The organism is Micromonospora sp. AMSO12t (assembly GCF_008806585.1).
GTDB lineage: Bacteria > Actinomycetota > Actinomycetes > Mycobacteriales > Micromonosporaceae > Micromonospora > Micromonospora reichwaldensis.
Genome location: NZ_WAAS01000426.1, coordinates 1 through 3,312, shown reverse-complemented (window position 1 = coordinate 3,312; position 3,312 = coordinate 1). Strand labels below are relative to the sequence as shown.

The 3,312-nt window shown below is 72.2% G+C and carries 4 protein-coding genes and 1 pseudogene; all 5 read left to right on the top strand.

Translation table 11 applies throughout. From position 1 onward, the window contains the following. Positions 1-292, top strand: a pseudogene (locus F6X68_RS31695) (ABC transporter substrate-binding protein); the annotation flags it as partial. A gap of 18 nt (positions 293-310) precedes the next feature. After that, on the top strand, positions 311-1,126 hold the full coding sequence (locus tag F6X68_RS31690) for a trans-aconitate 2-methyltransferase (RefSeq protein ID WP_151457688.1): 816 nt from the start codon (positions 311-313) through the stop codon (positions 1,124-1,126). A 31-nt stretch (positions 1,127-1,157) separates the two neighbouring features. Continuing rightward, complete coding sequence (locus tag F6X68_RS31685) at positions 1,158-2,036, top strand: branched-chain amino acid ABC transporter permease (RefSeq protein WP_151457687.1); 879 nt, start codon at positions 1,158-1,160, stop codon at positions 2,034-2,036. A gap of 110 nt (positions 2,037-2,146) precedes the next feature. After that, positions 2,147-3,025, top strand: a complete 879-nt coding sequence (locus F6X68_RS31680; RefSeq protein ID WP_225852550.1) for a branched-chain amino acid ABC transporter permease — start codon at positions 2,147-2,149, stop codon at positions 3,023-3,025. Further along, positions 3,022-3,312 (top strand): ATP-binding cassette domain-containing protein (locus F6X68_RS31675; protein ID WP_151457685.1); only part of this gene is annotated, 291 nt, incomplete at its 3' end. The genes F6X68_RS31680 and F6X68_RS31675, both read left to right, overlap by 4 nt.

Genomic DNA, 3,312 nt, shown 5'->3' with positions numbered 1-3,312 from the left:
CCCGGCGGCCACCCCTGCCACCACGACGTCACCGGCTTCCGGTAGCCCAGCGGCATTCGGTTTGGCCGCGTCGTCGGCTGCCGAAGGAGACGAGGCGGGCGGTGAGTTGACCTCGCGGTCGCTGACGGCGGCGCTGTCGCGGGTCGGGTCGATCGACTCACCCCGGGGTGCCTGGCAGTTCGGGCCGACCAACCACACCCCCGTGCAGGCGTACTACCTGCGCGAGGTCGCCCAAGACGGGCAGGTGTGGGTCAACCGCACCGTGCAGACGCTCACCACCCTCGGCTCCTGAGAACGAAGGACAGACACGATGACCACGACCACCGCCGGCGAGCAGATCGCCGGGTACATGTTCGACAACGCCACCGACGAAGCCAAGAACCAGCTTCGCCACCTCGGGGAGATCCTCGACGCCGGCACCCGCCGGATCCTGGTCGAGGCCGGCTTGGCGCCGGGCTGGAGCGTCACCGACGTCGGTGCCGGGGCGGGCACGCTGACCGCCTGGCTGTCCGACCAGGTCGCCCCGGGCGGGCACGTGACCGCCGTGGACCTGGACCCTCGCCACATCCCCACCGGCCCCAACATCACTGTGCGGGCTGGAGACATTCGGCACCTGAAGCTGGAGGGCTCGCAGCAGGCGGTCGTGGCGCGGCTGGTGCTGATGCACCTGCCCGAACGGGAGCAGGTCCTCGCCCGACTTACTGAAGCCCTCGCTCCGGGCGGGGTGCTCGTGGTGGCCGACTGGGACTGCACCTGGCGGGACATGATCCGCCGCAGCCCCCACCAGCGTGCCACCGAGCTGCTCGAACAGTTCCACGACGGCTTGCTCGCCTTCGGCGAGTCGCGTGGGGCGGACATGGGATGGGCCAAACGGGCACCGGAGGCGATGCTGCGCGCCGGCCTGGCCGATGTCGAGAGCCACATCGAGTCCCGGTCGTGGCGCGGCGGCACCGGCATCTGCCTGCTGCACCGCTCCAACTCCATCCAGCGCGAGGCCGAATTGCTCGACGCCGGCATGACCCGCGAGGACCTGACCGAGCTGCGGGAGGTGCTGATGGACCCGGAGCTGCTGCTGTCGGGCTACCTGATGCACACCACCGTCGGCCGCCGCATCACCCAGGCCTGATCGGCAAAACCAGAGAAAAAGGGGGAGTGTCGTGGGCTGGAGCGGGCTCGTCAACGCCTACACGATCACCGCACTGGATGGTGTCGCGTACGGGTTGCTGCTGTTCACCATCGCCGCCGGACTGACGTTGATCTTCGGCGTTGCCGGGGTGTTCAGCATGGCTCACGGCACTCTCTACCTCGCTGGGGCCTACCTTGCCTGGCACTACGCCGACGGCGGCTGGACCGGTCTTGCTCTCGCGCTGGCCGCCGCCGTGCTGCTCGGCAGCCTCGGGGGAGCAGGTCTGGCCGCCGCGGTGCGCCCGCTGACCGACCGACCGTTGGATCAGGTGCTGGCCACGCTCGGCATCGCCTACATCGCCGCCGACCAGTTCAGCTTCGTGTTCGGCGCCGAGCCGCGCTCGGTTGATCCGCCCCGGGCGGTCGCCGGCTCGGTGAGCCTGGGCGGTTTCCAGTACCCGGTCTACCGGCTGCTGTTCATCGCGGTCGGCCTCGCGGTGGTGGCGGCGCTGTTCATGCTCGTCGAGCGGTCCCGCGCCGGAGCGGTCGTGCGGGCGGTGGTCGCCGATGCGGGCATGGCCGCCGCCACCGGCCTACGCACCGGCATCGTCCGGACCGGGGTGTTGGTGGGTGGGGGAGTCCTCGCCGTGACCGCCGGGGTCCTCGGCGCACCGGTTATCGGCCCCTCGCCGGGGGTGGACACCACCATCCTGGTCTACTCGTTGATCGTCTGCGTCGTCGGCGGTCTCGGCAGCATCCGCGGCGCACTGCTCGCCGCCCTCGGCGTCGGGCAGATCCTCACCCTCGGCGTCGCCCTCGTCCCTGGGGCCGCCGCATTCGTTCTCGCCGCCGCGATGCTCGCCGCGCTTACCCTCCGTCAGCGCACCGCACTGCCGGGACGGCCCGCATGACCACCACCCTCACTCCCACCCCCGCGTCCACTGGCACCCCGGCTCGCCGGCCGGTTCGGCTGCCGTCCTGGGCCCTACCGACGATCGGGGCCCTAGGCTTGGCGGCAGCGGTGGGACTGCCGTGGCTGGTCAACGCCTACCTGATCTCCCTTGCCGCCACCGCCCTGGTCATGGCCGTGCTCGCGATGAGCACCCAACTCCTGGCCGGCCTCGCCGGGCTCGCGCCGCTGGGACAGGCCGCCTACCTGACCGTCGGCGCCTACACCGCCGCGAGCATCGCCACGCTGACCAGCCTCGGCCCGGTCCACCTACTCGCGGCTGCCGCCGCCGGGGCCCTCGCCGCCGCCGTGACCGGCCTGTTGGCGGTGCGTGCCCGGGGCACCACCTTTCTCATGGTCACCTTCGGCCTCGGCGAGCTCATCCACGCCGCCGCGAACCAGTGGGCCCCGGGCGGCAACGAAGGCGTCCACATCCCACCCGCCATCGCGCTGCCCGGCCTGACCGCGATGGTGCGCCCCGGCTGGGTGTACCTGTACGTGCTCGCCGCCACGCTGCTCATCGGCGTCGTCGTCGCCATCCTCGTCCGGACCCGCTTCGGCCTGCTGCTGCGCGGCATCGCCGCCCACGAACCCCGAGTACAGGCAGCAGGACACCACACCAGCCGACTTCTGCTCGTCGCGTACACGCTCGCCGGGGGGATCGCCGGCGCGGCCGGAGCCCTACTGATCGCGGTCACCCGGTACGTCTCACCCGCCGACGCCGCCATGGGCATCTCCGCCCTCGCCCTGGCCGCCGCGCTCATCGGATCCGGCAGCATGGCCGGCGCCTGCGCCGCCGCGATCCTCCTCGTCGCCGCCCGCGACTGGATTGGCGGACTACTCGGCGGCCACGGCCCCACCCTGCTCGGCCTGGCATTTCTGCTGCTGGCCTACCTACCCCGGCACCGCCTTGCCGGCCTCACCACCCGACTCCCCGGGAGGCGGACATGAGCGTCCCCCTGCTGCGTGTGGACACCGTCAGCCGCTCCTACGGATCCCGCCGCGCTGTCGACAAGGTCAGCGTCGACCTGGAGGCCGGGGCCCGACACGCGATCATCGGCCCCAACGGCGCCGGCAAGTCCACGCTGCTGCACCTCGTCGCCGGCACACTGCGCCCCACCGCCGGCCGCATCCACTACGCCGGCCACGACATCGGCCGCTGGCCTGCCCACCGCCGCGCCCGCGCCGGCATCGCCCGCACCTGGCAACACCCCGCCCTCGCCCGCCCACTCACCGCC